This window comes from Chitinophaga sp. CCNWYY40, from assembly GCF_037483205.1.
In the GTDB taxonomy this organism is placed as follows: domain Bacteria; phylum Bacteroidota; class Bacteroidia; order Chitinophagales; family Chitinophagaceae; genus Chitinophaga; species Chitinophaga ginsengisegetis.
This window is the reverse complement of record NZ_JBBHLF010000008.1, coordinates 291,019-312,386: the sequence shown is the minus strand read 5'-3', so window position 1 is coordinate 312,386 and position 21,368 is coordinate 291,019. Positions and strand designations below refer to the sequence as shown.

Genomic DNA, 21,368 nt, shown 5'->3' with positions numbered 1-21,368 from the left:
TTCTGTTTTTAAAAGTCATAATAAATATATCCACTCCAATGGGAAGAATATTTGAAGTAAGAAAATCGACCATGTTTGCCCGCTGGGATAAGATGGCGAAAGCATTTTCAAGAATAGGTAAGGAAATAGCCATCGCCGTAAAGGCGTCTGGTCCTGATCCGGATAACAACCCCGCACTCCGCCGCTGCATTCTCAATGCAAAGAGTGTTAACATGCCTAAAGACCGTGTAGACGCAGCTATCAAGCGTGCTATGGGTAAAGACAAAACTGATTATGAAGAAGTTGTGTATGAAGGCTATGCTCCTCACGGCGTGGCAGTGATCATTGACACCGCTACTGATAATACTACCCGTACTGTAGCCAATCTGCGTATGCACTTCACCAAAGGTGGTGGCAGCTTAGGTAATAGCGGATCTGTTGGATTTTTATTTAACCGCGTAGGTGAATTCAAAATAAAGAATGCCGGCCAGGATCTGGAAGAACTGGAACTGGAACTGATTGATTTTGGTTTGGAAGAAGTGGGAGAAGATAGTGAAGGCAACATCATTATCCGTGCTGCATTTACCGAATTTGGCAACATGGCCAAAGCGCTGGAAGAAAAAGGACTGGAAGTGATCAGCTCTGAGCTGAAGCGTATCCCAACCACCACTGTTGAACTGAATGATGAGCAGGCAAAAGAAGTACTGGAACTGGTGGATCGTTTGGAGCAGGATGAAGATGTACAGCAGGTTTTCTACAATCTGAAATAGGATATTACTCCATATAAAAAAGGAAACGTCCGCCATTACAGCGGACGTTTTCCATTGGATACGGTTAACTTTCTAAAACCAAAAAACAGCTAAACTTTAGCGATGGTGTGTGTGCGTCCCAGGTCATCTGCGATGAACATGAGTCCCTTACCGTGGTAGGTTTCAAGTCTTACGGCAGGGTCTTGCGCAATGTGTTTACGAAGACGGGTCAGATAAACGTCCATCACACGTGAAGCGAAAAAATCTTCCTGTCCCCAGATAACGGACAGGATATCATCTTTCTTCAGTTTTTTATTAGAATTCTCGCATAGAAAGCGAAGCAACTCCGCTTCTTTTGGGGCCATACGAACATGGGAGTCGGCATTTTTGTGCCGGATATGATATTGTGAATAATCGAAGATCAGGTTACTGATGGTGTATACTACGCGGCGCTCACTTTTCAGTAGCCGGCTGCGTTTCAGGTATACTTCCACACGGCAGATCATTTCCTGCATATTGAAGGGCTTGGTGATATAGTCATCCGCGCCGGCTTCAAATCCCTGCAGCCTGTCCTGTTCCATATAACGGGACGAAGTAAAAATGATGGGGATGTTTTCATCCATCGACCGGATGTCTCCTGCAAGGGCAAACCCGTCTTTTTTAGGCATTACCACATCCAGTATGCACAGGTCAAATACATGTTTCTGGAATTTTTCCCAACCTTCCTGGCCGTTCTCGCAGAAGTTTACGTTGTAACCGGCGCGCTCCAGGTGTCTTTTTACCACTTTGGCAAAAAATACATCGTCCTCTACCAAAAGAATGCTTGATTGCATGTAACGTTGGTTTTAAGCGAAATAAATAGATTTTAGTTGCAGACGTACCTTTAAATAAGTGTAGTAGGTACCTTTATCCAAAAATAAATAACATAATCATAACCCCGGTCATCCATCCTATTCACTTCTGAAGGCATCATTCATTTCAACCATTCAGTTACGCGGTATACCCCAAAGACTACTATTTTCTGTTTTGCACTTCTACTTACTATAACCTGTTTATTCGCTTAACGGGTAATCCTAATTGATAATATTTTTAGGATTTCCTTCCAGGAAGGCTTTTATGTTTTCCACCGCTGTATGCATCAACCGTTTCCGGGCGGCCTGGGTAGCCCAGGCAATATGTGGTGTAATAATGGTATTAGGTGCGGTGATCAAAGGATTTCCTGCCGGTGGCGGCTCCGTAGATAATACATCCAGCGCGGCGCCGGCAATAATTCCTTTCTCCAGGGCCTCCGCCAGATCAGCCTCCCGGATCAACGGGCCGCGACTGGTATTTACCAGGAAGGCATTTTTTTTCATCGTGGCCAGCAGGGCGGCGTTCACAAACTCTTTATTGGCCGGATTCAGCGGGCAATGCAACGATATAATATCTGCCTCCCGGAAGCAGGTAGCCAGGTCCACAAAAGTAACGCCGGGCATGGCATCCCTGTCGGGGTGTTTATGATGGGCTATCACTTTCATCCCAAACGCCAGGGCAATACGGGCCACCGCCTGTCCTATCTGCCCCAGTCCAACTATACCCAGCGTGTTGCCCGCCAGTTCTGTGAGCGGCGTTTTCCAATAACTGAAATCAATACTGCTGCTCCACTCCCCTGCCCGCACACTTGCAGCATGCAAACCGGTATGATGACATAATTCAAGGATCAGCGCAAAAGTCAGCTGCGCAACAGAGGTAGTGCTGTATGCCGGTACATTCGTTACCGGAATATGACGGCTTCTTGCTGCCTGTATATCCACTATGTTAAACCCTGTAGCCGTTACGCCTATATATTCCAGTTGTGGCAACTGCTGAATAGTTTCCCCGCTTACGATGGCTTTATTGGTTAAGATGATATGTGCATTCTTTGATCTGGCGGCTACTTCCTTTTCGGGTGTACGATCGTATAATGTTACGTTGCCCAATGCCTGTAACCCGCTCCAGTCGAGGTCGCCGGGGTTTAATGTATGCCCGTCGAGTACTACAATATTTTTCATGGTCTTCGTTTTATCAAACAAGATACATCATACATGAAATAATCATTAACTCCATTTCCATCTCTTTCTGCATCCAAAAAATCATCTCACCTTTGCTGCGCCATAATAGCAAAATACCTCTAAGCCTGCAAACTGCTTAATTTAAGAAGCCACCATATCAGCAGATAAATGCTGTTATGGTGGCTTCGCCAATTAAAAGAAAAGCCGGCTCCTGTTAAGGTAACCGGCTTTAGTATGATTTGAAAGTGCAGCTATTCCTGCATCATCTCCATAATTACTTTTACTACATCTTCTGTATTGGGCTTGGAGAAATAATCCCCGTCGGAGCCATAAGCCGGGCGATGGGCCTGCGCACTCATTGTGCGGGGCGATACATCCAGCCAGCGGTAGCCGCCTTGTTTTTCAATTACCTGCTGGAACATATAAGCAGTTCCGCCACCAGGTACATCTTCATCTATAAAGAGGATGCGGTTGGTTTTCTGTAATGATTCCACAATACTATGATGGATGTCGAATGGCAGTAAAGTCTGCACATCGATCAGCTCACAGGAGATTCCTGTTTCCGCCAGTGTCACCATTGCTTCTTCCACAATACGCGTCATAGAACCATAGGTAACGATGGTTACATCTGTTCCTTCATGCAGTATTTCCGGTATGCCCAATGGTACGGTATAGGTTTCCAGGTTGGCCGGTAATTTTTCTTTCAGACGGTAACCGTTTAAAGATTCTATCACCAGGGCCGGTTCGTTGGCCTGTAACAATGTGTTATACATTCCTGCTGCCTGAACCATGTTACGTGGCACACACACGTGCATGCCGCGCAGGGAATTGATGATCATGCCCATTGGGGAGCCGCTGTGCCAGATGCCTTCCAGGCGATGGCCGCGGGTACGTACTATCAGCGGGCAGTGCATAATTCCTTTGGTGCGGTATTGCAGGGAAGCCACGTCATCGCTGAGTGGCTGCAGGCCGTACAGGAGGTAGTCGAGATACTGGATTTCAGCAATGGGGCGCAGACCGCGCAATGCCAGTCCTATTCCCTGTCCCATGATGGTCAGTTCACGGATACCGGTATCGGCTATACGTACTTTACCATGTTTCTGTTGCAGTCCGGCAAAGCCCTGGTTCACGTCGCCAATCTTCCCTACATCTTCTCCGAAAGCAAATACGCGGTCGTTGTTGGTAAACAGCTGATCAAAATATTTATTCAGTATTTCATAGCCGTTTACGGTGATGCTGTCTGCTTCGTATGCAGCCGGTACTACCGGTACATTCAGGGCAGAGTTCACACCAGTGGCGTGGAGCAGTGTATTATACACTTCTTTTTCACCGGCCAGGTAAGTATCATAATATTGCTGCAATGCCTGTATGGCGGCATCTGATTTCAGGTGCCGGTGTTTCAGGAGGATCATGGCGCTTGCCTTCAGGATATCGCGGCGGAGCGGCTCGCGGTTATTCTGCAGGTCGCGGATGAACGTGTTGATCATGTTTGCATCGGCGCCTTCAATAGCGGCTACCGGTGCTGCCAGGGCAGTAAATGACTGCACCTGTTCTTTGATTGGTGTGATATATTTTTCCCAGGCAGCTTTGCGGGCGTTCTGTGCTTTTACTTTTGCTTCTGCTTCAACAGCGCGCAGGGTTTCCTCTTCGCATAAAGCATTTTCGATAATCCAGGAACGCATCTTCACATTGCAGTCGAATTCCCGTTCCCAGGAAAGACGTTCCTTGCTTTTGTACCGTTCGTGTGAACCACTGGTAGAGTGGCCCTGGGGCTGGGTGATTTCTTCCACATGAAACAGTGCAGGAATGTGCGTTTCGCGGATCTTGCGGATAGCCGCTTCAAACACTTCGCACATGCCGGCATAATCCCAGCCTTTTACATTATATATATCAAAGCCGTTGGATTCTTCCGTTTTGCGGAAGCCTTCCAGTGCGGCGCTGATTGAGCCTTTGGTAGTTTGATATTTGCGGGGTACGGAAATACCGTAACCATCGTCCCATACAAATACGGCGAGTGGCACCTGTAAAACACCGGCGGCATTCATGGTTTCCCAGAAATGGCCTTCCGACGTAGAGGCGTCACCGATAGTAGCGAAACAGATTTCGTTACCGTTGTTGGAAAGATTTTTATATGAATGCAAGGCTTCTACCTCACGAAACATTTTAGAGGCATAGGCAAGGCCCAGTGCGCGGGGCATTTGCCCGGCTGTAGGCGCCATGTCGGCAGCAGAGTTTTTCATCTGCGTCAGATTGAGCCAGTTGCCATCCTGATCAAGATTCGGGGTGGCATAATGGGAGTTCATCTGCCGGCCGCCTGAAAAAGGGTCATTTTCCAGGTCGGGATCTGCATATAACTGCGAAAAGAATTGTTCGGGAGTGGCGATACCAGTGGCAAATGCAACAGTTTGGTCGCGGTAATAACCGGAACGGAAGTCCCCTGGCTGAAAGTATTTTGACATTGCTATCTGCGCCACTTCTTTTCCATCTCCAAAAATGCCAAACTTTGCCTTACCTGTAAGCACTTCCTTACGGGCCAGCAGACTAACTTCCCTGCTTTCGCAGGCCAACCTGTAATCATTAAGCACCTCCTTACGGAACTCTTCGAATGATAACCGGCTTTCTAAATTCATAGCTAGTTCGTTATTTTCTATCATGCCTCATGGTTAAAGTACAAAAGTAAGGTTAATTATACAGTTGAAAAATGCTGTGAATCTTTCATTTAAAATAATCTGATTTTTTTTAATAAGATTTTAATAAATTATAAGGTTTATAATGCTTTTTGGCTGTAAATTTGTTCTAACCAAGAAAGATATCAATATTTTTTAACCGGTCGCTTTAAAACCATCATATGAAAATGAAAAAATTTATCTTATCCCTGTTTGCGAGCATGCTGCTGACTACAGCGCTGTGGGCCCAGACCGCTCCAGCACAGAATCCGGCAGATACAAAAGTAAAATTTGCCAAAGAAACTGTTGATTTTGGTAAAACTGAATTAAACAAGCCAGTTACTGTTGATTTTGAATTTACTAACATTTCCAAAGAACCGGTGTTGATTGAAGCTGCCCGTGCAAGTTGCGGCTGCACTACCCCTAAATGGACGCAGGAACCTATTTTACCTGGTAAAAAAGGTAAAGTAACCGCGAGCTACAGCGCAAACGGTTTAGGTCAGCAGAATAAAACCATCTGGGTAAAGTTCAGAGGCGTGGATCAGGACAAGGAACTGCACTTAACAGGTACAGTTGGTTCCAACAACAAGTAACTACCACACTTTAAAACATACTAAGACCTTACAGCACATGCTGTAAGGTTTTTTTGTTGCCCATCCTATCCCCTATCTTTGCAATGCAAAAGTCAAAACAATTTTATGCCTACCATTAGCCAGAGAGGTGAGCAAATGCCATCTTCTCCCATCAGAAAGCTTGTACCATTCGCCGAAGCAGCCAAGAAAAAAGGGGTGAAAGTATACCACCTGAACATCGGGCAACCGGACATCGAAACACCAAAACCCGTACTGGATGCGGTACGCCATTCAGAATTCAAGATCCTCGAGTACAGCCACAGCGCAGGTTTTGAAAGTTACCGCCGTAAACTGGTCACTTATTACGACCGGTTCAACATTGCAGTGAACCACAACCAGATCATTGTTACCACCGGTGGTTCAGAAGCTATCATATTTGCCTTCATGGCCTGCCTGGATCCGGGAGACGAGGTGATTGTTCCGGAACCTTTTTATGCCAACTACAATGGTTTTGCCGTAGAAGCGGAAATAAAGATCAAAACCATTACCTCCAGTATTGAAACCGGCTTCGCTTTACCCGCAATGGCCGATTTTGAAAAAGCAATTACCCCACGCACCAAAGCCATCATGATCTGTAATCCCAATAACCCCACCGGTTATCTTTACAGTAAAGAAGAGATGGAAGTGTTGAAACAGCTTTGCCTGAAATACAACCTGTTCCTCTTCTCTGATGAGGCTTACCGGGAGTTTTGCTATACCGGCGAACATTTCTCCGCTATGAACCTGGAAGGAATGGAAAACAATGTGATCCTGATGGATACCATTTCTAAAAGATACAGTGCCTGCGGAGGCCGCGTTGGCGCCTTTGTAACTAAAAACCAACAGGTACTGGATGCTGTTATGAAGTTTGCCCAGGCCCGCCTGAGCCCTCCCACCTTTGCGCAGATTGCCGGCGAAGCCGCAGTGGATCTGCCTGCTGATTATTTTGATGGTATCAAGGCAGAGTATTTAAGCCGCCGGGATATCCTGGTAAAGATGTTAAACGACATCCCGGGCGTGTTTTGTCCAAATCCAGGTGGCGCCTTCTATGCAATGGCCAGGCTGCCCATCGATGATTCGGATAAATTCTGCCAGTGGGTCCTGGAATCCTTCTCTTACGAGGGGCAAACAGTTATGATGGCGCCGGCAACAGGCTTTTATTCAACCCCGGGGTTGGGAAAAAATGAAGTGCGACTGGCTTATGTACTGAATACAACAGACATTAGTCATGCAATGGTCTGCCTGGAAAAAGCATTGGAGGTATATCCGGGAAAAATTTCCAAATAATTTTTGCGTCAAAACAAGGTGTAAAATCCGAGATGAGAGCCATTAAATACATTACAATAAATTCTATATATGTATTTTTAAAGAAAAATGCAATTATTTAACACTAGATGCTTGGAATTTTCATCTTTTGTTTCGTATATTTGATGTAGAAATAACAACAACGACAAAAATTATCTAATTATAAAAATATTTACAGATACGATGGACTGCAAAATCTAAACTTGTTTAAGAAAAATTTAACCTGCATTATTTCTTATAACGTTTATTTGGTCCGACCTTTGAATTATTAAAAGAAGAAGATTTATCAGTCTTCTGTAAAACTCAAAGATTAACTAAAACGTTTTAGCAAAATATCGTATTTTTGTATCAGTTTTTCATAACGTGGAATTTATAAAGGCAAACGGCTCTGATCACAGAGCCGTATTTTTTTGTCCTAACCCTCCCCTTTTCCACTATTAACAGCTAAAAAACAGCTGAGCTCCCAAAGATTCTGAAAATATTCCCCCTCACGTTTACCTTTTTTCTATAATATTGTTATGTAATAAAACGGGCGGAGCTACCGGCGCTCTTAGCAATGGTAATATCCGTTTGTTTTCATAACGTGGAATTTTAAAATGCAACGGTCCCGATTCCTCGGGACCGTCTTCATTTAAGCAGATTGTCTTCCAGCACTTAGCTGTTAGTATGTAAATTCTTTCCGGTTATGCCTTGTTCGCTTTGATCATCTCAAAGAAATCATCAAACAGGTAACGGCTATCAAACGGACCAGGTGTTGATTCCGGGTGATACTGTACGCTGAACGCAGGTTTATTCTTGATACGGATACCTTCTACAGAGTGATCATTCAGGTTTACGTGGGTCACTTCCACATTTTCACTGGCTGCTACTGCTTTTGCATCTACTGCAAAGCCGTGGTTCTGGGTAGTGATTTCGCACAAGCCTGTTTTCAGGTTCTTTACCGGGTGATTTAAGCCGCGGTGACCGTGGTGCATCTTGTAAGTAGGAATACCATTGGCGAGCGCCAGCAGCTGGTGCCCGAGGCAGATTCCAAACATAGGTCTTTCTGCAGCCAGGATCTTTTTCACAGTGTCTACGGCATAAGTCAGCGGAGCCGGATCGCCGGGGCCGTTGGAAATAAAGTAGGCATGCGGTTTAAATTCCTCGCAAGCTTCGAAAGTGGTATCGGTTGGGAATACCTGCAGGTAAGCGCCTTTATCGGACAGGCATTTCAGCATATTTCTTTTCACGCCGTTGTCGAGCACCGCAATACGGATCTCTGCAGCAGGATCGCCTACGTTGTAAATTTCCGGAGTGGTCACTTCTTTGCAGAGGGCCAGTCCTTCCATGGACGGAACCTTTGCCAGTTCAGCTTTCAGCTGATCCAGGTCCAGGATAGAAGAAGAAATAATGCAGTTCATAGCACCTTTGCTGCGGATGTGGGAAACGAGCGCGCGGGTATCTACGTCATAAATGGCTACCAGGTTATTATCGGTCAGGAACGTTTCCAGTGACTCGTCGGCCATTTTCCTGGAATAGTTGTACGCGATATTTTTAGCGATCAAACCATTGATCTTCACACTGCTGCTCTCTACGTCGTCCTTTTTGGTACCGTAGTTCCCGATGTAGCAGTTGTTCATTATAAGTACCTGTCCTTTATAAGAAGGGTCCGTAAACACTTCCTGGTAACCCGTCATACCGGTATTGAAAGCTAATTCACCGGCGGCTGTGCCAATTTTCCCAAAAGCTTTTCCCTGAAAAACCGTACCGTCTTCTAACAGCAGTATGGCAGGTTGGATGGTTCTTGTCTGAGGCATTTCTGGTATCTGTCTTGTTTTATATTTTAAAAAAAACCTTCAAGGGTACAAAATTGCCCTGAAGGTTCGGATAAAAAACCGTGCAAAGGTATGAAATGCAACAGTTAAATACAGATTTTTTTTACCGGAAAGGAAGATGTTACTTAATTTTTACAGATTTAAGCACGCGCTGCGCCACCTGGCGGCCAACCGGGTCGTCGTCACGGTAATTAATCTGGATCTGCCAACGGTTGCTTCCTTTGATCATTACCAGGTTACAAAAGGCCAGGCGGATACCGCCTTTATACAGATAATTTCCTTCCTCCAGCATTCCCTGCATCCCGGAAATGAGTACCGGTATTGACTTGCAGTCGATATCCGTAGCGGTTTCCTTCAGCTGCATGCTGTTATGGGAGGCCGCCACTGCATCTTCCAGGCTATTGGCTACGCTGCTGATATAGCTGAACATATTTACCGCGATGCGGATGCCGCCGCCATCTTCATTACTGTAGGTTTTCGCGTATTCTATCACCTTAGCCTCTTCTCCTTCCAACGGCTGGTCGTGTACCCACAACTTTACAGGCGTGCTGATTTCCAATGCCTGACGGCCTATGGTAGCGGTGTGCCAGGTGTTGTACAAACTGGCTGATGGTACTTTGGGATACAGGAAGGTAAACACGGCTCTTTTACCGAACAGGGTGCCGGTAATGGCTATCAGCAGGAAAACGAGTGAAAAGAAAACGATTACTTTTCCTTTGTTAGCGGGTTGCAGCTGGTTTTTAATCCAGTAAAGCGGGCCGGTGTTTTTTTTCTCTTTCAGGGAGATGCCAACTGCCTGGGTATATTCCGGAAATGTGGCCATTGGGCGGAGCTTTCGCCATTCGGCAAAATTCTGCGGCAGCTTTTTTCCGCACGCATCGCAAAAAGTAAGGTATTCAGATTTAAGTGGGTTGGGATGACCACAACTATCACAGTGCAGGTATTTCATAGGAACGCTCGTTAAAACTACTGTAATATTACGAAATATATGCATTTATTAGCGCATAAAAAAGGACAAAGCCTGGCTTTGTCCTTTTTCGTATCGTTTGATATAAGATTACTCAGCAGATTTTTCTTCTGTTGCAGTATCAGCAGCTTTAGTTTCAGTTGCTTCTTCTGCTTTCTTCTTAGCACCACCGGCACGACGGGTTTTCTTAGCAGCAGCTTTTTCTTCTGATTTACCGTAGATTTCGTTGAAGTCTACCAGTTCGATCAGTGCAACTTCTGCGTTATCGCCCACACGTTTGCCCAGTTTAATGATACGGGTGTAACCACCAGGACGGGTAGCTATTTTCTCACTGATCGTGCTGAACAGTTCCTTGATAGCTTCTTTATCCTGCAGGTAGCTGAACACAATTCTACGGTTGTGGGTAGAATCGGTTTTGCCTCTTGTCAGCAGCGGCTCAACATACACGCGGAGGGCTTTCGCCTTTGCCAGTGTAGTGGTGATACGTTTGTGGCTGATCAGTTCGCAAGCCAGATTAGACATCAGGGCTTTACGGTGGGAAGCAGTTCTGCTTAATTTGTTTAATTTAACTCCGTGACGCATGACATTATTTGTTTTAACCCTTACACCGTGTCAGGAATTGCAAGGTACTTGTTAATTATAAAGTAGTTAAGCCAAAGCGATGCGGATGCAACGGCTTTGGCTTAACAGATAAATACTATTCTTCTTCGAGTTTCAGTTTAGACAGATCCATACCGAAGTGCAGACCTCTTTCGCCTAATACCTGTTCAATTTCGCTGAGTGATTTCTGGCCGAAGTTTCTGAACTTCATCAGTTCTTCCTGTTCGTATTGTACCAGTTCGCTGAGGGAATTGATTTTAGCTGCTTTCAGACAGTTGAAAGCACGTACGCTCAGATCGAGATCTTCGAGTGGTGTTTTCAGTATCTTACGCAGTTGCAGTGTTTGTTCGTCTACAACGTCTTCTTTTTCAGTGTCTTTGGTATCAAAGCTGATGTTTTCATCGGTGATGATCATCAGGTGCTGAATGAGAATGCGGGAAGCCTGTTTCACTGCTTCTTCCGGGTGGATAGTACCGTCGGTGATCACCTCCATAACGAGCTTCTCATAGTCAGTTTTCTGCTCCACACGGGTGTTTTCTATACTGTACTTTACGTTCTTGATAGGCGTAAAGATAGAGTCGATCGCGATGTAGCCGAATACTGCATCCTTGGGTTTATTTTCCTCAGCCGGAACATAACCACGGCCTTTACCGATAGTCAGTTCGATATCCAGCTTGGCAGAAGGATCCAGGGTGCAGATCAACAGCTCCGGATTCATGATCTGGAAAGCACTGGTGGCTTTTTCAATCATATCAGCGCGGAACTCTGTTTTACCCTTAATGGACAGTGTGATCTTTTCGTTCGTTACATCACTCTCTGAAATCCTCTTGAAACGAACCTGTTTCAGGTTCAGGATGATTTCAGTAACGTCTTCAGTAACACCTTTCAGTGTAGCGAACTCGTGATCGGCTCCTTCAATTTTAATACCCACAATGGCATAGCCCTCCAAAGAAGACAACAGTACGCGACGTAACGCATTACCGACAGTCACAGCATAACCTGGTTCTAATGGACGGAATTCGAATTGAGCTTCAAAGTCGGTAGACTTCTGCAATACGATCTTATCAGGTTTCTGGAAATTTAAAATTGCCATTGATATGATAGATTTATTTGTTAAATATGAGGTTAGTCCGTGACCTTTGGCCACGGACTAATTATTTATTACTTAGAGTACAATTCTACGATCAGTTGTTCCTTGATATTTTCAGGAACGCTCTCTCTCTCAGGATAAGCAATGAATACACCTTTCATTTCTTTCTCGTTCCAATCCAGCCAGCTGAACTTAGGATTTTTTCCACGGATAACGCTGGTCAGTGCAGAATTGTTTGCGGTTTTGTTTTTCAGGCTGATAACGTCTCCTGGTTTCAGTTGGAAAGAAGGAGTGTTAACAACGATACCATTAACGGTAACGTGTTTGTGAGAAACCAGCTGACGTGCAGCAGGACGTGAAGGAGCGATACCCAGACGGAAAACGGTGTTATCCAGACGGGCTTCGAGCAGTTTGATCAATACTTCACCGGCAACACCTTTTCTGCGGGTAGCTTCATCAAACAGGTTACGGAACTGGCGTTCCAGCAAACCATAAGTGTATTTAGCTTTTTGTTTTTCTCTCAGCTGCAGTGCGTATTCGCCCAATTGTTTGCGTTTACGGTTAGCACCGTGCTGACCCGGAGGGTTGCTGTTCTTACTTAAATACTTGCCATTACCGAGAATGGGCTCACCAAAAATTCTGGAAATTTTGGTCTTTGGTCCTGTGTACCTTGCCATGTTTTAAATATACTTTAGATTTTTTAGTTAATGATGCATGCTCTTCAAAAAATCTGAAAACCTGATCATGCATCCATTTATTTAATAATATTACAACGTCCAGATACCAAACTTCTAACGAAATCTGGTATCTGGATGTTGTAAATATATATTACTATACTCTTCTCTTCTTAGGAGGGCGGCAACCGTTGTGAGGTAAAGGCGTAACGTCTTTAATCATGTTCACTTCGATACCGGAGTTAGCGATAGCGCGGATAGCACTTTCACGACCAGCTCCAGGGCCTTTTACAAATACATCTGCTCTTTTCAGACCTGAGTCCATTGCAACTTTAGCAGCATCCTGTGCAGCCAGCTGAGCAGCATACGGAGTGTTCTTCTTAGAACCTCTGAAGCCCATTTTACCAGCAGAAGACCAGGAAATAACCTGACCATGCTTGTTGGTGATGCTCACGATGATGTTGTTAAAGCTAGCAGAGATATGAACATCTCCGTAGTTATCTACCTTTACTACTCTCTTTTTATTAGCAGCAGTTTTTGTATTATTTGCTTTTGCCATAATGATTTAAATTCCAAATATGAAATTCCGCATCCCAAATTTACATGACTCACTGTCATTGAAACCCCTCAGATTCGGATTTGGGATTTCAACCTGGGATTTTATTTATTATTTCTTAGTTGCTTTTTTCTTACCAGCCACTGTCTTACGTTTACCTTTACGGGTACGGCTGTTGGTACGTGTACGCTGACCTCTTACCGGTAAGCCTTTCCTGTGACGCAAACCGCGGTAGCAAGCGATATCCAGCAAACGCTTGATATTCATTTGCACTTCGGAACGCAGTTGACCTTCTACCTTAAACTCACCGTTAATAATGTTACGGATGGCAGCTTGCTCATCATCATTCCACTCACGCACTTTTTTGTTTACATCAATTTCCGCCTTGTTCAGGATATATTGGGCGGTAGAACGGCCTATACCAAAGATATAGGTGAGGCCAATTTCTCCTCTTTTATTTTTAGGAAGATCTATACCGGCTATACGTGCCATATTTCTATTTTAGATTTTATGATTCTGATTAAAAAATCAAATTCCGTTAGGGGAATCGATTAACCCTGGCGTTGTTTAAAACGAGGATTCTTTTTGTTGATTACCAACAAAACACCTTTTCTACGAACTATTTTACAATCCGCACTTCTTTTTTTGATTGCAGCTCTTACCTTCATGATTAATACTTTATAAAAGGTTATGATATTTGTTAAATTATAATTCCAATCCCCGCTACGCTGTTCCTGCTTATTTGTATCTGAAAATTATACGGCCTCTTGACAAATCGTATGGGCTCATCTCCACGCCAACCTTATCTCCTGGCAGAATGCGTATGTAGTGCATTCTCATCTTTCCAGAAATGGTGGCCAGGATCTCATGCCCGTTTTCCAATTTTACACGGAACATAGCGTTCGACAAGGCTTCTAATATAATTCCATCCTGTTTAATGAGTGCCTGTTTTGCCATAAAAATTTTTAGGACTGCAAAGATAGCATTTATCTTTTGAAATAGAAAAATTTACCCTGATTATTATTAATATTGCCAGTTTTTTTACTAAAACCTGTCGTTTTTACCCTCAAAACCCCTCCTGTATTAGATAAATCCAAACTGCTTTACTAGTAATTTGAATTCAGTTCAGGGTTGTTTTTCTCTTCTTTTTCTATATCCACGTAGGTAGATAATACATCTGCCTTCCCTTTTCCAACAGCTACGGTATGTTCAAAGTGAACAGACGGGCTTCCGTCGCGGGTAGCTACCGTCCAGCCATCTTCCAGGTATTCCACGTCTTTGGAGCGGAGGTTGATCATAGGCTCAATGGCTATCACCAGTCCTTCCTTCATTACGGGGCCGCTGCCTCTTTTACCGTAGTTAGGCACCTGAGGGTCCTCGTGGAGGTTCCGGCCGAGGCCATGTCCCACCAGTTCCCTTACTACGCCGTAACCGCGCTCTTTTTCGGTATACTCCTGTATTGCATAGGAGATATCCCCTATCCTGTTGCCAACAATTGCTTTTTCGATGCCCTTGTACAGGGAAGCTTTGGTGGCCGTCATCAGGCGGAGTACGTTTTCGGGTACATTGCCGATGGCAAAGGTATAGGCACTGTCGGAATGGTATCCATTCATGTACACTCCTACATCCACGGTAAGAATATCACCGTCTTTCAGCACATATTTGTTGGGAATGCCGTGTACTACCTCTTCATTTACGGAGATGCAGCAGGCATTCGGGAAACCTTTGTAATTTTTGAAGGAAGGAGTTCCACCATTTTCAACGATAAACTTATCAGCAACTGCGTCCACGTCCAGTGTGCTCATACCTGGTTTCAGCGTTCTGGCCACTTCCGCCAGGGCTGCACTCAGGATCAGGGCACTTTTGCGTATCAACTCTATTTCTTCCTTCGTCTTATAGTGAATCATAACAATCCTTGTTTCTGTCGCTGTTAGTAACCAGCATCAGCTTTTTGCGTATGCTTATAACTGAAGCTAAGGACTAACTGTTCTTTATTCAAAAATAATATAGCCACTAAAGCGGGAAAGCTTCTGTGGCTATTTTATTGTTCTTGTAACACTTTTGTGTTCAATTACTTATGCGTTAGCCGGGGCAGTTCTGCCTTTGATTCGGCCGGTGCTCATCAAACCATCGTAGTGGCGCATGAGGAGCTGGCTTTCAATCTGTTGCAGTGTATCCAGGATAACTCCCACCATGATCAGCAGGGATGTACCTCCGAAGAACGTAGCAAAGTTGCTGTTCACTTTGAAGGCGGCAGCCAGGCCGGGCATGATACCTACTATTGCCAGGAAGAATGCACCGGGCAAAGTGATACGGTCCATTACAGCACCGATGTAATCAGCGGTAGCTTTACCAGGTTTGATACCCGGGATGAATCCGTTATTACGTTTCATTTCATCCGCCATTTGAGTTGGATTGAAAATGAGCGCAGTATAGAAGTAGGTAAATACAATAACGAGCACCGCGTAAATGAGGTTGTACCAGCCGTTCGTATGATCGCTGAAGATGCGGATAAAGCCTGACGCACTTTCAGAGGAAGTGGCAAAGCCTATTGCAGTTGCAGGGATGAACATGATCGCCTGGGCGAAGATGATAGGCATTACACCGGCAGCATTCACTTTCAGGGGAATGAACTGGCGTACACCACCATATTGTTTGTTACCTACGATACGTTTAGCGTAATTCACCGGTATTTTCCTGGTACCCTGAACAAGCAGGATAAGGCCTACGGTGATTAAGATAAAGATGGCAATTTCAATGAGGAACAGGATCGGTCCACCCGCTTCACCTGCAACTTTACTGGAAAATTCTGCGACTAAAGCCTGTGGCAAACGGGCAAGGATACCCATCATGATGATGATGGAGGTACCGTTACCAATTCCTTTGTCTGTGATCTTTTCACCGAGCCACATTACAAACAGGGTACCTGCAGTAAGTAAAACGGTGGTAGAGAGCCAGAAGAAAAAGGTACCATATTCGGCAATAATAGCGCCACCTGACTGATTACGCAGATATGCAACGTAAGCACTCGCCTGGAAACCTGTTACGATAACTGTGAGGTAACGGGTGAACTGGTTAATTTTTTTACGGCCACTTTCACCTTCTTTCTGCATTTTCTGGAATTGCGGAACAGCTATGGTTAATAACTGGATAGCAATGGACGCAGAAATATAGGGCATGATACCCAATGCAAATATGGAGGCCCTTGAAAACGATCCGCCGGCAAACATGTTAACCAAACCCAGGATACCCTGATTAGAATTTTTCTCAAAGTCGGTGAGCGCATTTGCATCAATGCCGGGCAAAGCGATATAGGATCCTACGCGGTAGATGAGGACCAGGAGCAGGGTGGTCAGGATGCGGTTACGCAAATCCTCAATACTCCAGATATTCTTAATCGTTTCGATAAATTTCTTCACAGGAAGATAAAGGTTTAATAGCGCTATTAAATATGAAAAGACGCACTACTCCGTAGGCGTCTCCTCAGTCGTAAAGTCTTATACCAGTTCTACTGATCCACCTGCTGTTTCGATGGCCTGTTTAGCTTTTTCGCTGATAGCGTTAACTTTAACAGTCACCTTTGTTTTGAGTTCGCCGTTAGCGAGGATCTTAACTTTAGCTGTTCTGTTAATCAGACCGTTCATGAACAAGGTTTCCAGATTAAACTCCTGGAGGCCATATTTCTCAACTAATTGATCCAGCTGACCCAGGTTGAAGATTTTGTACTCTTCACGGTTATTATTTTTGAAACCGCGTTTTGGCATACGGCGTTGGATTGGCATCTGGCCACCTTCGAAGCCTCTTTTGCTCGCGTAACCAGCACGTTGCTGGATACCTTTGTTACCTTTTGTAGAGGTACCACCTTTACCGGAAGCCTCACCACGTCCAAGACGTTTTTCTTTATGTACAGCGCCTTGTGCAGGCTTTAATGAATGCAGATTCATAATTAATTGTTTTTACTTGCGCGGAAATTAACCGCTCGCTTTTATTCTAAAATAAAAATGGTAAAGTCACAAATGTAAAGGTAAGATTATCAACAGACAATCCCACAGCAGTGTTACTTAATTAAGCGTTAACTGTTTCTACCGTTACAAGGTGATTAACTTTACGGACCATACCCAGGATCTGAGGAGTTGCTTCTACTTCAACAGTAGCGTGCATTTTAGTCAGGCCCAGTGCCTTCAAGGTCAGTTTCTGCCTTTCCGGACGGTCTATACCACTTTTCACTTGAGTGATCTTAATCTTTGCCATAAACCCCTATCCGCTAAAAGCGGAGTAATTTAATTGTTAATGAATTATTTTCAAAATTTTCCGGAGATACCCAGCTTTTCAGCCGGTATAAATCAACCGTTGAAAACTTTCTTCAGGGAAACGCCTCTTGTTTTGGCGATGCTGATTGGTTCGCGTAACATGCCTAAAGCTTTGAAGGTAGCTTTCACCACGTTGTGTGGATTAGCGGAACCCAGAGATTTAGCCAGTACGTCGGTAACTCCAACGCTTTCCAGTACTGCACGCATGGAACCTCCTGCGATCACACCGGTACCGTGAGCGGCTGGTTTGATCAACACTTTGGCGGCGCCTTCTTTAGCAAACTGATCGTGAGGAATGGTACCGTGCATAACAGGAACCTTGATCAGGTTCTTCTTAGCATCGTCTATACCTTTGGTGATAGCCTGCTGTACTTCTTTGGCTTTACCAAGACCGTGACCAACAACACCGTTTTCGTTACCTACAACTACCAGTGCGGAGAAACTGAATGTACGACCGCCTTTAGTGGTTTTAGTAACACGGTTGATCGCCACTACTTTTTCTTTCAGCTCCAGATCACCAGCCTTTACTTTATTGAATGAATTCTTTGCCATTTTATTTTATAAGAATTACTTGTTCAGAATTATAAGATTCGGACTCCGTGATTAAAACTGAAGACCGCCTTCTCTTGCTCCGTCAGCTACGCTTTTCACGCGGCCATGATATAAATAACCACTTCTGTCGAAAACGCAGGTGGTCAGACCCAGTGCCAGTGCTTTAGCAGCCAGCGCTTTACCTACCAGTACAGATTTTTCGCTTTTGTTACCTGCCTGTGCTTTGATATCCTTATCACGGGAAGAAGCGGAAGCCAGGGTAGTGCCATTGGTATCATCTATCAACTGCACATAGATATCGCTGTTGCTGCGAAATACAGATAATCTTGGTTGCTGTGCAGTACCGGAAATTTTCTTACGGATGCGGTAGCGGATTTTCTGTCTCCTGTTAACTTTTGTGCTCATTTTGAGTTTTATTTTATTACCCCGATGCTGCCGGGATATCTGTTAAAATCAGCTAACCAGCTATAGTAGCTGATTAGCCAATTAAATATTTTACTTACCGGCTGATTTACCAGCTTTCTTACGTACCACTTCATCGCTGTAGCGAACACCTTTACCTTTGTATGGTTCTGGTTTACGCAGACCGCGGATCTTAGCGGCTACCTGACCCAGCAACTGGTTGTCGATACCTTCCAGCATGATCTTAGGGTTCTGACCTTTTTCAGTCAGGGTAGCTACCTTCAGTTCTTTCGGAATTTCGAAAACGATATTGTGAGAGTAACCTAAAGCGAGATCCAGTAACTGACCGTTGTTTGCGGCTTTATAACCAACACCCACCAGTTCCAGTTGTTTTTTGAATCCTTCAGTAACACCCTGAACCATGTTTGCCAGTAAAGCGCGGTATAAACCGTGGAGTGCTTTATGACGGATCTGTTCAGTTGGGCGGATTACTGTTAAAACGCCGTCCTTCACCTCAATCTTCATTTCCCTGTCGATGTTCTTTTTCAGTTCACCTTTAGGGCCTTTTACGGTTACTTCATTGGAAGGGGAAACAGTAACTGTAACACCGCTAGCCAATTTGATAGGACTTTTACCTATACGAGACATAACTTTAATTTAAAGTTGTTTGATATTGATGTACCGGTTATCCGTGTTCAGCGCCGTATAGAGAGCTTAATTGTCAGATAACTTAAGTGAATGACCGGTTGGGTAACAACCAGTCATTCAATATATTAATAGATGAAGCAAACTACTTCGCCACCTACGTTTTGAGCTTTTGCTTCCTTATCGGTCATTACACCTTTGGAAGTAGAGATAATCGCTACGCCTAAACCGTTCTTCACGCGCTTAAACTCATCTGGTTTAGCGTACTGACGCAGACCTGGGCGGCTGATGCGTTGTAATTCCTTGATAGCGGGTTCTTTAGAGATCGGATCGTACTTCAAAGCGATTTTGATTACGCCTTGTTTAGTATCTTCTTCAAATTTGTACTTGAGGATATAACCTTTATCGTACAGAATTTCTGTAATGCGTTTTTTCAGCTTGGAAGCCGGAATTTCCACAATCCTGTGGGTGGCCATTTGCGCGTTCCGGATACGTGTCAGGAAGTCTGCTATTGGATCAGTAACCATTGTTGTAATAGTTTGATAAATGTTTACAATGCGATATCCAATCGTAATAAGATGGGAATCAAATAACTTTTTCGGATTTACACCTCCGGTAAACCGGAAGATAAATACCTTGAATTACCAGCTGGCTTTTCTAACGCCAGGGATTTTACCTGCGAGAGCCAGGTCACGGAACATGTTCCTGCAGAGGCCGAAGTGACGCATGTATCCTTTAGGACGACCGGTCAGCTGGCATCTGTTGTGCAGACGAACAGGGGAAGCGTTTTTTGGAAGTTGATCCAGTGCAGCGTAGTCACCGGCAGCTTTCAGGGCAGCGCGTTTTTCTGCGAACTTAGCTACCATAGCTTCTCTTTTCCTTTGTCTGGCTTTTACGGATTCTTTTGCCATAATTATATTATCGTTTCGATTTACTGATTATCTTTTTTCATACCCTTGAACGGCATACCCATTTCTTTCAGGAGCTCGTAAGCTTCTTCGTTGGTGTTTGCAGTGGTAACGAAGGTGATATCCATACCGGACATTTTCGTTACTTTATCGATATCGATTTCAGGGAAGATGATTTGTTCGGTGATACCCATAGTGTAGTTACCACGACCGTCAAAAGCTTTTTCGTTTACACCTTTGAAGTCACGTACACGTGGGAGGGATACAGCGATCAAACGATCCAGGAAGTCGTACATATTAGTGCTGCGTAAAGTTACACGTGCACCGATAGGCATGTTCTTTCTGAGTTTGAAGTTGGAGATATCCTTTTTAGACATGGTAGCGATAGCTTTCTGACCGGCGATGCGGGTCATTTCGTCTACTGCGATGTCTACCAGTTTCTTATCACCTACTGCACCATTGATACCCTGGTTCAGGCAAATTTTTACCAGGCGAGGAACCTGCATTACACTTTTGTAGTTGAATTTCTTCATCAGTGCAGATTTAACTTCCTCGTGGTATTTGGTCTGCAGTCTCGGAGTATATTTTGTGTTTGACATTATTTAATTTCCTCCCCTGATTTTTTAGCGATACGAATTAATTTACCGTTTTCTCTCTGCCTGTTAACCCTGGTTGGTTTACCAGTTTTAGCATCCCACAGCATTACATTAGAGATGGCGATAGGAGCTTCCTGCTTAACAATACCACCTTTGGTATTCTGGGCAGTTGGCTTCGTGTGCTTGGTAATAATGTTAACGCCTTCTACAAGAATGCGGGCTTTATCAGGATTCACTTCCAGCACTTTACGCGCTTTGGTTCTGTCCTTGTCATCACCGGCAATTACCGCAACCAGGTCGCCTTTCTTAATGTTAAATTTAGGCTTAAATCTAGTTTTCATTACTTTGATTTATTTATAAACGCCAAGCGAAACAATAGTTTCGCTTGATTAATGTTTTTTCTCGTTTTGCAAACGGGCTGCAAAGATAAGAAATATTTTCGGATTTCGGGATTTTGGCTTTTTTTGATAAAAATCATAAAAATTCCAAAATCCCTGTACCGCTATATCTTTATAATACCTCAGGAGCGAGGGAGATAATTTTCATATAACCCTTGTCTCTCAGCTCACGTGCAACCGGACCGAAAATACGGGTACCGCGAGGTTCGTCTGAGTTATTGAGCAGTACAACCGCGTTATCATCGAAACGGATATAAGAACCGTCTTTACGACGTAATTTGTTCTTAGTTCTTACGATTACAGCTTTGGTCACCATACCTTTCTTCACACCGCCACCTGGCATTGCGTCCTTAACGGTTACTACAATTTTATCGCCTACGCCAGCGTAGTCCTGACCGGAGTTACCTAATACGCGGATGCACAATACTTCTTTGGCACCGCTGTTATCAGCTACACTCAGTCTTGATTCTTGTTGTATCATCGAAATGAGATTTGATATTGTTTAGTCAGCGGCTG

27 protein-coding genes are annotated in these 21,368 nt (G+C 44.3%); 3 read left to right on the top strand and 24 right to left on the bottom strand.

Going from position 1 to position 21,368, the window contains the following annotated elements; genetic code table 11:
* Positions 1–38 precede the first annotated feature (38 nt).
* Positions 39–749, top strand: a complete 711-nt coding sequence (locus tag V7S65_RS29150; RefSeq protein WP_079470742.1) for a YebC/PmpR family DNA-binding transcriptional regulator — start codon at positions 39–41, stop codon at positions 747–749.
* 89 nt (positions 750–838) lie between these two features.
* On the opposite strand, the gene V7S65_RS29145 is transcribed toward V7S65_RS29150, so the two are convergent.
* The 3 genes from V7S65_RS29145 to V7S65_RS29135 form a co-directional block, all read right to left on the bottom strand.
* Positions 839–1,561: a response regulator transcription factor gene (locus V7S65_RS29145; protein ID WP_079470743.1), complete on the bottom strand. Its 723-nt coding sequence runs from the start codon at positions 1,559–1,561 to the stop codon at positions 839–841.
* 240 nt (positions 1,562–1,801) lie between these two features.
* A complete protein-coding gene (locus V7S65_RS29140; RefSeq protein WP_336389103.1) occupies positions 1,802–2,758 on the bottom strand; it encodes a D-2-hydroxyacid dehydrogenase in 957 nt (318 codons plus the stop codon).
* Between the two features lie 251 nt (positions 2,759–3,009).
* Entirely contained in the window at positions 3,010–5,388 is a 2,379-nt protein-coding gene (locus V7S65_RS29135) for an alpha-ketoacid dehydrogenase subunit alpha/beta (protein WP_235015949.1), read from the bottom strand.
* Between the two features lie 224 nt (positions 5,389–5,612).
* Between V7S65_RS29135 and V7S65_RS29130 the strand changes: the two genes are divergently transcribed.
* A complete protein-coding gene (locus tag V7S65_RS29130; RefSeq protein WP_079471001.1) occupies positions 5,613–6,017 on the top strand; it encodes a DUF1573 domain-containing protein in 405 nt (134 codons plus the stop codon).
* A gap of 105 nt (positions 6,018–6,122) precedes the next feature.
* Positions 6,123–7,322 (top strand): pyridoxal phosphate-dependent aminotransferase, encoded by a 1,200-nt coding sequence (locus V7S65_RS29125; RefSeq protein WP_336389104.1) that lies wholly within the window; start codon positions 6,123–6,125, stop codon positions 7,320–7,322.
* A 701-nt stretch (positions 7,323–8,023) separates the two neighbouring features.
* Here the strand turns inward: V7S65_RS29125 and carA are convergent.
* From carA to rplN, 21 genes are all read right to left on the bottom strand, one after another.
* A complete protein-coding gene (gene carA / locus V7S65_RS29120; RefSeq protein WP_079470747.1) occupies positions 8,024–9,136 on the bottom strand; it encodes a glutamine-hydrolyzing carbamoyl-phosphate synthase small subunit in 1,113 nt (370 codons plus the stop codon).
* A gap of 139 nt (positions 9,137–9,275) precedes the next feature.
* Positions 9,276–10,103, bottom strand: coding sequence for a zinc ribbon domain-containing protein (locus V7S65_RS29115; RefSeq protein WP_336389105.1), 828 nt, complete (start codon positions 10,101–10,103; stop codon positions 9,276–9,278).
* 108 nt (positions 10,104–10,211) lie between these two features.
* The gene (gene rplQ, locus V7S65_RS29110) at positions 10,212–10,703 is read right to left on the bottom strand and encodes a 50S ribosomal protein L17 (RefSeq protein ID WP_079470749.1); all 492 of its coding nucleotides are present in this window, start codon (positions 10,701–10,703) and stop codon (positions 10,212–10,214) included.
* A gap of 115 nt (positions 10,704–10,818) precedes the next feature.
* The gene (locus V7S65_RS29105) at positions 10,819–11,814 is read right to left on the bottom strand and encodes a DNA-directed RNA polymerase subunit alpha (protein ID WP_079470750.1); all 996 of its coding nucleotides are present in this window, start codon (positions 11,812–11,814) and stop codon (positions 10,819–10,821) included.
* Between the two features lie 68 nt (positions 11,815–11,882).
* Positions 11,883–12,488 (bottom strand): 30S ribosomal protein S4, encoded by a 606-nt coding sequence (rpsD, locus tag V7S65_RS29100; RefSeq protein ID WP_079470751.1) that lies wholly within the window; start codon positions 12,486–12,488, stop codon positions 11,883–11,885.
* A gap of 154 nt (positions 12,489–12,642) precedes the next feature.
* Complete coding sequence (gene rpsK / locus V7S65_RS29095) at positions 12,643–13,044, bottom strand: 30S ribosomal protein S11 (RefSeq protein WP_079470752.1); 402 nt, start codon at positions 13,042–13,044, stop codon at positions 12,643–12,645.
* A gap of 108 nt (positions 13,045–13,152) precedes the next feature.
* Positions 13,153–13,533 (bottom strand): 30S ribosomal protein S13, encoded by a 381-nt coding sequence (gene rpsM / locus V7S65_RS29090; protein ID WP_079470753.1) that lies wholly within the window; start codon positions 13,531–13,533, stop codon positions 13,153–13,155.
* A 59-nt stretch (positions 13,534–13,592) separates the two neighbouring features.
* Positions 13,593–13,709 carry a 50S ribosomal protein L36 gene (gene rpmJ / locus V7S65_RS29085; protein WP_073083232.1) on the bottom strand — a complete coding sequence of 39 codons (117 nt, stop codon included), beginning with the start codon at positions 13,707–13,709 and terminating at the stop codon, positions 13,593–13,595.
* Positions 13,710–13,779: 70 nt separating this feature from the next.
* Positions 13,780–13,998: a translation initiation factor IF-1 gene (gene infA, locus V7S65_RS29080; protein ID WP_012789309.1), complete on the bottom strand. Its 219-nt coding sequence runs from the start codon at positions 13,996–13,998 to the stop codon at positions 13,780–13,782.
* A gap of 149 nt (positions 13,999–14,147) precedes the next feature.
* Positions 14,148–14,948 carry a type I methionyl aminopeptidase gene (gene map, locus V7S65_RS29075; protein ID WP_181784994.1) on the bottom strand — a complete coding sequence of 267 codons (801 nt, stop codon included), beginning with the start codon at positions 14,946–14,948 and terminating at the stop codon, positions 14,148–14,150.
* Between the two features lie 168 nt (positions 14,949–15,116).
* The gene (secY, locus tag V7S65_RS29070) at positions 15,117–16,460 is read right to left on the bottom strand and encodes a preprotein translocase subunit SecY (RefSeq protein ID WP_079470755.1); all 1,344 of its coding nucleotides are present in this window, start codon (positions 16,458–16,460) and stop codon (positions 15,117–15,119) included.
* Positions 16,461–16,538: 78 nt separating this feature from the next.
* Positions 16,539–16,985 carry a 50S ribosomal protein L15 gene (gene rplO / locus V7S65_RS29065; RefSeq protein ID WP_079470756.1) on the bottom strand — a complete coding sequence of 149 codons (447 nt, stop codon included), beginning with the start codon at positions 16,983–16,985 and terminating at the stop codon, positions 16,539–16,541.
* 121 nt (positions 16,986–17,106) lie between these two features.
* Positions 17,107–17,292: a 50S ribosomal protein L30 gene (gene rpmD, locus V7S65_RS29060; RefSeq protein ID WP_079470757.1), complete on the bottom strand. Its 186-nt coding sequence runs from the start codon at positions 17,290–17,292 to the stop codon at positions 17,107–17,109.
* A gap of 92 nt (positions 17,293–17,384) precedes the next feature.
* Complete coding sequence (rpsE, locus tag V7S65_RS29055) at positions 17,385–17,903, bottom strand: 30S ribosomal protein S5 (protein ID WP_079470758.1); 519 nt, start codon at positions 17,901–17,903, stop codon at positions 17,385–17,387.
* 51 nt (positions 17,904–17,954) lie between these two features.
* Positions 17,955–18,308 carry a 50S ribosomal protein L18 gene (gene rplR, locus V7S65_RS29050; RefSeq protein ID WP_079470759.1) on the bottom strand — a complete coding sequence of 118 codons (354 nt, stop codon included), beginning with the start codon at positions 18,306–18,308 and terminating at the stop codon, positions 17,955–17,957.
* A 90-nt stretch (positions 18,309–18,398) separates the two neighbouring features.
* On the bottom strand, positions 18,399–18,953 hold the full coding sequence (gene rplF / locus V7S65_RS29045; RefSeq protein WP_079470760.1) for a 50S ribosomal protein L6: 555 nt from the start codon (positions 18,951–18,953) through the stop codon (positions 18,399–18,401).
* Between the two features lie 125 nt (positions 18,954–19,078).
* Complete coding sequence (rpsH, locus tag V7S65_RS29040; RefSeq protein WP_079470761.1) at positions 19,079–19,477, bottom strand: 30S ribosomal protein S8; 399 nt, start codon at positions 19,475–19,477, stop codon at positions 19,079–19,081.
* Positions 19,478–19,591: 114 nt separating this feature from the next.
* The gene (gene rpsN / locus V7S65_RS29035) at positions 19,592–19,861 is read right to left on the bottom strand and encodes a 30S ribosomal protein S14 (RefSeq protein ID WP_079470762.1); all 270 of its coding nucleotides are present in this window, start codon (positions 19,859–19,861) and stop codon (positions 19,592–19,594) included.
* A gap of 20 nt (positions 19,862–19,881) precedes the next feature.
* Complete coding sequence (gene rplE / locus V7S65_RS29030; protein WP_079470763.1) at positions 19,882–20,457, bottom strand: 50S ribosomal protein L5; 576 nt, start codon at positions 20,455–20,457, stop codon at positions 19,882–19,884.
* Positions 20,457–20,795, bottom strand: a complete 339-nt coding sequence (gene rplX / locus V7S65_RS29025; RefSeq protein ID WP_079470764.1) for a 50S ribosomal protein L24 — start codon at positions 20,793–20,795, stop codon at positions 20,457–20,459. The genes rplE and rplX overlap by 1 nt, the downstream gene beginning before the upstream one ends.
* Before the next feature lie 169 nt (positions 20,796–20,964).
* On the bottom strand, positions 20,965–21,333 hold the full coding sequence (gene rplN / locus V7S65_RS29020; RefSeq protein WP_079470765.1) for a 50S ribosomal protein L14: 369 nt from the start codon (positions 21,331–21,333) through the stop codon (positions 20,965–20,967).
* Between the last annotated feature and the right edge of the window lie 35 nt (positions 21,334–21,368).

What these genes read in the sequence shown, in the direction of transcription:
- rplE (WP_079470763.1), bottom strand. Translation starts at nt 20,457, where the DNA reads ATGTCAAACACAAAATATACTCCGAGACTGCAGACCAAATACCACGAG.
- rpmJ (WP_073083232.1), bottom strand. Translation starts at nt 13,709, where the DNA reads ATGAAGGTAAGAGCTGCAATCAAAAAAAGAAGTGCGGATTGTAAAATA.
- rplF (WP_079470760.1), bottom strand. Translation starts at nt 18,953, where the DNA reads ATGTCTCGTATAGGTAAAAGTCCTATCAAATTGGCTAGCGGTGTTACA.
- V7S65_RS29135 (WP_235015949.1), bottom strand. Translation starts at nt 5,388, where the DNA reads ATGAATTTAGAAAGCCGGTTATCATTCGAAGAGTTCCGTAAGGAGGTG.
- rpmD (WP_079470757.1), bottom strand. Translation starts at nt 17,292, where the DNA reads ATGGCAAAGATTAAGATCACTCAAGTGAAAAGTGGTATAGACCGTCCG.
- rpsK (WP_079470752.1), bottom strand. Translation starts at nt 13,044, where the DNA reads ATGGCAAAAGCAAATAATACAAAAACTGCTGCTAATAAAAAGAGAGTA.
- rplR (WP_079470759.1), bottom strand. Translation starts at nt 18,308, where the DNA reads ATGAGCACAAAAGTTAACAGGAGACAGAAAATCCGCTACCGCATCCGT.
- V7S65_RS29125 (WP_336389104.1), top strand. Translation starts at nt 6,123, where the DNA reads ATGCCTACCATTAGCCAGAGAGGTGAGCAAATGCCATCTTCTCCCATC.
- rplN (WP_079470765.1), bottom strand. Translation starts at nt 21,333, where the DNA reads ATGATACAACAAGAATCAAGACTGAGTGTAGCTGATAACAGCGGTGCC.
- V7S65_RS29105 (WP_079470750.1), bottom strand. Translation starts at nt 11,814, where the DNA reads ATGGCAATTTTAAATTTCCAGAAACCTGATAAGATCGTATTGCAGAAG.
- V7S65_RS29150 (WP_079470742.1), top strand. Translation starts at nt 39, where the DNA reads ATGGGAAGAATATTTGAAGTAAGAAAATCGACCATGTTTGCCCGCTGG.
- rplO (WP_079470756.1), bottom strand. Translation starts at nt 16,985, where the DNA reads ATGAATCTGCATTCATTAAAGCCTGCACAAGGCGCTGTACATAAAGAA.
- V7S65_RS29115 (WP_336389105.1), bottom strand. Translation starts at nt 10,103, where the DNA reads ATGAAATACCTGCACTGTGATAGTTGTGGTCATCCCAACCCACTTAAA.
- rplX (WP_079470764.1), bottom strand. Translation starts at nt 20,795, where the DNA reads ATGAAAACTAGATTTAAGCCTAAATTTAACATTAAGAAAGGCGACCTG.
- rpsE (WP_079470758.1), bottom strand. Translation starts at nt 17,903, where the DNA reads ATGGCAAAGAATTCATTCAATAAAGTAAAGGCTGGTGATCTGGAGCTG.
- map (WP_181784994.1), bottom strand. Translation starts at nt 14,948, where the DNA reads ATGATTCACTATAAGACGAAGGAAGAAATAGAGTTGATACGCAAAAGT.
- rpsH (WP_079470761.1), bottom strand. Translation starts at nt 19,477, where the DNA reads ATGGTTACTGATCCAATAGCAGACTTCCTGACACGTATCCGGAACGCG.
- rpsD (WP_079470751.1), bottom strand. Translation starts at nt 12,488, where the DNA reads ATGGCAAGGTACACAGGACCAAAGACCAAAATTTCCAGAATTTTTGGT.
- V7S65_RS29145 (WP_079470743.1), bottom strand. Translation starts at nt 1,561, where the DNA reads ATGCAATCAAGCATTCTTTTGGTAGAGGACGATGTATTTTTTGCCAAA.
- V7S65_RS29130 (WP_079471001.1), top strand. Translation starts at nt 5,613, where the DNA reads ATGAAAAAATTTATCTTATCCCTGTTTGCGAGCATGCTGCTGACTACA.
- V7S65_RS29140 (WP_336389103.1), bottom strand. Translation starts at nt 2,758, where the DNA reads ATGAAAAATATTGTAGTACTCGACGGGCATACATTAAACCCCGGCGAC.
- rplQ (WP_079470749.1), bottom strand. Translation starts at nt 10,703, where the DNA reads ATGCGTCACGGAGTTAAATTAAACAAATTAAGCAGAACTGCTTCCCAC.
- carA (WP_079470747.1), bottom strand. Translation starts at nt 9,136, where the DNA reads ATGCCTCAGACAAGAACCATCCAACCTGCCATACTGCTGTTAGAAGAC.
- rpsN (WP_079470762.1), bottom strand. Translation starts at nt 19,861, where the DNA reads ATGGCAAAAGAATCCGTAAAAGCCAGACAAAGGAAAAGAGAAGCTATG.
- rpsM (WP_079470753.1), bottom strand. Translation starts at nt 13,533, where the DNA reads ATGGCACGTATAGCCGGTATAGATCTTCCTAAAAATAAAAGAGGAGAA.
- infA (WP_012789309.1), bottom strand. Translation starts at nt 13,998, where the DNA reads ATGGCAAAACAGGCACTCATTAAACAGGATGGAATTATATTAGAAGCC.